The 5,029-nt window shown below is 44.7% G+C and carries 6 protein-coding genes; 5 read left to right on the forward strand and 1 reads right to left on the reverse strand.

Features of this window, described 5'->3' with window-relative positions; all coding sequences use genetic code 11:
• The 5 genes from K2Q26_12000 to K2Q26_12020 all read left to right on the forward strand — a co-directional run.
• The coding region (locus K2Q26_12000) for a hypothetical protein (GenBank protein ID MBY0316239.1) at positions 1-479 on the forward strand (479 nt) is incomplete at its 5' end.
• A complete protein-coding gene (lpxK, locus tag K2Q26_12005) occupies positions 476-1,513 on the forward strand; it encodes a tetraacyldisaccharide 4'-kinase (GenBank protein MBY0316240.1) in 1,038 nt (345 codons plus the stop codon). The genes K2Q26_12000 and lpxK, both read left to right, overlap by 4 nt.
• Positions 1,494-2,366 carry a lysophospholipid acyltransferase family protein gene (locus K2Q26_12010; GenBank protein MBY0316241.1) on the forward strand — a complete coding sequence of 291 codons (873 nt, stop codon included), beginning with the start codon at positions 1,494-1,496 and terminating at the stop codon, positions 2,364-2,366. Before lpxK ends, K2Q26_12010 begins: the two co-directional genes overlap by 20 nt.
• Positions 2,363-3,424, forward strand: coding sequence for a DUF3108 domain-containing protein (locus tag K2Q26_12015; protein ID MBY0316242.1), 1,062 nt, complete (start codon positions 2,363-2,365; stop codon positions 3,422-3,424). The genes K2Q26_12010 and K2Q26_12015 overlap by 4 nt, the downstream gene beginning before the upstream one ends.
• A complete protein-coding gene (locus K2Q26_12020) occupies positions 3,421-4,473 on the forward strand; it encodes a glycosyltransferase family 9 protein (protein MBY0316243.1) in 1,053 nt (350 codons plus the stop codon). The genes K2Q26_12015 and K2Q26_12020 overlap by 4 nt, the downstream gene beginning before the upstream one ends.
• A gap of 93 nt (positions 4,474-4,566) precedes the next feature.
• Here the strand turns inward: K2Q26_12020 and K2Q26_12025 are convergent.
• Positions 4,567-5,029 (reverse strand): sigma-54-dependent Fis family transcriptional regulator (locus K2Q26_12025; protein ID MBY0316244.1); only part of this gene is annotated, 463 nt, incomplete at its 5' end.

The following is a 5,029-nucleotide window of genomic DNA, read 5'->3' on the forward strand; positions in this document are numbered from 1 at the left end:
CGCAGGCATTGGCCTATGGTTTTAAAGGCGAATTGATCCAGCGGGATCCTTTTTTAATGATTCAGTCCATGGACACGGTTCTCTGCGCTTCGGGCACGGCCACATTGATGGTGGGAATTTGCCGTAAACCCATGGTGATTATGTACAAAATGAATGCCTTCACGGCCTTTTTTGCCAAAAGATTAGTGAAGCACATTCCTTACTTTGGAATGGTCAATTTGATTCTTAATGAGGAAGCTGTTCCCGAAAGATTCCAAGAGAAAGCTTCTGTCGAAGAAATGACCCAGCTCCTTTTAAATATTATCCACAATGTGAATGATCAACGGACCACAATCTTGCAGAAATTAGACGTGCTCAAAGAGAAATTAGGCGGAAACAGCGTCAGCGATTTGGATGGACGTCCCATGGGCGGAAACAGCGGTGGCGATGGGATTAAAAATTTAGCGAACGCTATCGAAAAGTTTATATTAAAAAAATGATAATACTCAGAGTTCTTTTATTATGGCCTTTTGGAATGATTTTCGCGGCGATCGTCACCGTGCGCAACTTTCTTTTTGATCGCGAAATCTTTAAGGCGAAAAAGTTTCCTGTCAAAGTGATTTCTGTGGGAAATCTTTCGATGGGCGGGACCGGTAAAACTCCAATGACGGCCAACATCGTCGAGAATTTAGTCAAATCTTTCAATAAAAAAGTTTGCGTCGTTAGCCGTGGTTATCGAGGAACTTATACAGCTCCGTCGGAGAAAGTGGATCTTTTAAAAAGTGATGCGGCGACTTTTTACGGAGACGAACCCACTTGGTTTGCAAGGCGTCTCAATATCCCGGTCTTCGTTGGTCGAAATCGAGCCGCGGCGGTGGCGCATGCATTACGAGATATCGAAGATTTAGAAGTGGTCGTGGCCGACGATGGATTTCAGCATCGTTGGCTTCAGCGCGATATTGATATCGTGCTCATTGATGTCACGGGCAAAAACGCTTTCCCGATCCCGGTGGGGCGCTTCCGCGAGCCGATGTCTTCTCTTAAGCGCGCTCAGTTTGTGATTGTCTCTAAATCCAACCTTGTTCCTCCCGAGGACAAGCAAGACTGGTTGGATAAGATCGCGAAGCAGGGATTTACCGTGGAAAAGGGTAATTTGTTTTTTCTGAATTATATCATCGGCGAGCCCTATCCGTTAAAAAATCCACAGCAGCGTTCCATCTGGAATGACATTCGAGGCACCACAGCATTGGCCTCATCGATCGCTCGTCCAGATATCTTTAAGAACATGGTAGAGATGCGCTCTCCGATTCGGGAGCAGTATGTTTTTTCGGATCATTATATTTGGACTCAAAAAGATTTAGAAAAAATTAAAGAGGATATGAAGAAGAAAAATCTCAAATTCCTTCTGATTACCGAAAAGGATGAAGTCAAAATTCGCCACTTGGATCATAACGACATGAACATCTACGTGGCTCCGCTCGCTGTAGAGCTCACTCCCAAGCCCGAGATTTTCTATGCAAAATTGGCAGAGTAAACTTCTTCTTGGGTTTTGTTACATAATATTTATTCTTCCGTACTGGATGAAAAATGCTTTAGCATGGGGAATCGCCATTTTGTGGTTTGATATTTTACGCATCCGGCGAAAAGTGGCTCTCGAAAACCTCAAAATTGCTTTTCCCGAGATGACTCGAGCTCAGCAAATAAAAACCGCGCGATTGTCCTTGCTGAATATGGGTCAAACTCTCGTCGAGTTTACGACTCTGGCTTTCGGCAGCGCCGAAGACTTACAAAAAACGACAAAGATCATTGGGGAAGAAAACGTCAGGGAGGCTTTGGCGCAAAACAAAGGGGCATTACTCCTCGGTCTGCATCTCGCCAATGGAGATTATGGAATCTCGGCCTTTGCTCAGCGGGGTTTCCCGGCCTACGTGATTTCGAAACGATTCACCGCAAAGTGGTTAGATAAGTTGTGGTTTGATGTTCGCGGGCGCCATGGGACAAAATTCATTCTTCCTCGCAACAGTTCCTACGATATTTTGAAGGCACTAAAGTCCAACGGTGCGGTTATTTTTGTTCTTGACCAGTATTTGGGTCCTCCGATTGGAACGAAAACGACGTTTTTCGGGAAAGAGACCGGCACGGGAATGGGTCTAGCTCTGTTTGCGCATAAAACTCAAGCACCGGTGATCCCTTGTTACGCCGTTCGTAAGCCTCACAGTCACTTTGAAGTGCATTTTGAAAAACCTATACCTTTTGAGGACCTTGGCGATAAAAATGCGACTTTGCAGTTTATGACTCAGAAATATACTGATAAAATTCAAGACATCGTTACTCAGTATCCTGAACAATGGATGTGGATACATCGACGATGGAAGAAGTTTCAATGATGGAAAATGGTAAGAATCCAGTAGTATTGATTGCACCTGCATTGGCCGCTTTTTTGAGTTTATCTCTCACGATCTCCTGTGCGAGTTTGTACAATGATTATGATAAAAAGGTTATGGATACCAAAGACTTCGACGATAAGGTTAAAGTTACGGAAATTCCAGCCACTGTCGAGCCCACAACACCACCGACTCCAGCAGAGCCGACGACACGACCCGTAGTCAAAAAAGGCAAGACCGCAAAATCACCCGCGACACCTCCTCAGACGGGGAAGTCGGCGGCCAAGGTCGTGCCGACTCCGGTGGAGAGCACAAAACATCTTCCAGAGCTTGAAGATAGCGAAGGTTTTATCGGTCGACGTCCCGAAGTGAATCCATTTCGTGTCGGAGAAAAAGTCACCTATTCGGTCTCTTACTTTGCGGTCGAGGCGGGAACGATGTCGATGGAGATCAAATCCATGGTCGAGGTGAACGGTAAAAAAGCCTACGCCATTCACTATTCTGGAAAATCGAGTAGCGTTTTTGATATGTTTTATGCGGTCGATGATTCGGCGATCACTTATCTCGATGTCGAGACTTTAGTTCCTACGAGCTATTCTCTGCACGTCAAAGAGTCCAAACAGGTGCGAGAGGTTCGTTCTTATTTTAATCTTCAAGAGATGAAGGCGTATATGTTAGACAAGCGCCAAAAGAAAGGGAAAGAGCTTGAAGTTAAGGATTACAGTTGGGAAATTCCAGCCTATTCCCAAAACGTCTTTTCCGTAGCGTTTTATATGCGAACTTTTACCTTTAAAGTTGGGAAAGAGCTTCAAGTGCGTGTCGCACACGAAGGTAAGAATATTTTAATGAAGGCCAAAGTCCTTCGCGAGGAAAAACTAAAAACTCCGGCTGGAACTTTTGACACATGGGTGATTCAACCTCAGTTTGAGATGGAAGGCGCATTTAAACCGAGTGGGAATAATTTTATTTGGCTAACCAAAGACGATCGTAAACGAATCGTGCGCATTGAATCCAAGATTAAGATCGGAACTATTGTGGTGGGTGTTCAAACTATCCAATGATTTTATATATTCAGACCGCTTTTCTTGGCGATTTATTGTTAAGTATTCCTACTCTCAAGCGTTTACGTCAACTTTACCCTCATCAGACAATTCATCTGATTTGTCGTAAAGAGCTCGCCAGTTTTTTTCTAGAAAACAAATTGGTTGATGTCGCTTATGTTAATTACAAAGGAAGAAAGCCGACATGGGGTGAGCTCGCTCCTGAACTCTCGGGAAAAGTTTTTGACCTTTTGGTTTGTCCCCATGAATCTTTGAGATCCCAATATATTTCTTGGCGGGTCAATGCTCGTTATAAAATTGGTTTTAAAAAGATGGGGAATGGTTGGGTTTTTGACCGTCGCGAAAAGCGGCCCATGCAGTGGCCGGAGGCCATTCGTCAATTAACTCTGTTGGCAGAATTAGATGCCGATCTCAGTCTAAAGCTTAGAGCCATTCAGGATCTTCGTTCGCCCCTGAGTCAGATTCCGGATTGGAGTTCGATGGCTTTGCCCGAACTCGAAAAAACATCTCATGAATTTCGCAAAGAGATGTCTCTCAAGTGGTCAGTTCCCGCAGAAGTCGAATATATTTGTTTGGCGCCTGGAAGTGTTTGGGCCACTAAAAAATGGGGAGATTCCCAATATCAGGAATTGGCGGAGAGGCTCGTGACTCAGGGGAAATATGTTCTTCTCCTTGGTAGCGGAGCGGAGAGAGAGTTGGGTGAGCTGGTTAAAAATAATTCTCCTCGAGTTTTTAATCTTTGCGGGAAAACAACTTTATCCGAAATGGCGCGAATTCTCGCTTTAAGTAAAGTCTTAGTTTGTAACGATAGCGGCGCCATGCACATGGCCGCAGTGGTCAATTTGCCCACGGTGGCTATGTTTGGTCCTACCGTGCAGAGCTTTGGATATCAACCGTGGAATCCTAAAGCGGTTGTCGTCGAAGACACCCAACTAGAGTGTCGACCTTGCTCGGCTCACGGCACCGATGTCTGTCCGATTAAAACCCATGTTTGCATGAAGAACCTCTCTGTCGATCGAGTCATGGGCGAAGTCTTAAAGTTTCCTTAAGGGCTGTAATATCATCCTGAGCTGTATTGTCATCCTGAGCGGAGCGAGGGATCTCGCAAGATCCTTCTCTCCGCTCAGGGTGACACAGGGGAATTACTTCTTGGAGTAGTCTTTGGGAACGATGTTAAACTTTTTAATCTTTCTTAAGAGAGTATTCTTGGGAATGTTGGCGTTGGCTACAGTTTGGTTGATTCTTCCGTTATTGGCTTTCAACGCGTTGATGATAAATTCTTTTTCCGCTTCTTCCTTAAATTTCTCGAAGTTCAATTCATTGCCTGACGAAAACGATCCTGCTGAGGGTTGAAGATTTTGAATGGAATCCGGGAGATGCTCCTTCTTAATCACAGTCGGAGAATACATGACCAAGCCACGTTCAATGGTGTTTTCGAGTTCGCGAATATTGCCGGGCCAGTTGTAAGTTTTAAATAGCGCCAAAACTTCATCCGTCACGGTTGGAACCGGCTTTTGATACTTTTCACTGAATTTCTGTATAAAATAATGAGTGAGGTTTTCGATGTCTTCGACGCGTTCTCGAAGTGGAGGAAGGAAGATCGGC

The organism is Bdellovibrionales bacterium (assembly GCA_019750295.1).
Taxonomy (GTDB): domain Bacteria; phylum Bdellovibrionota; class Bdellovibrionia; order Bdellovibrionales; family JAGQZY01; genus JAIEOS01.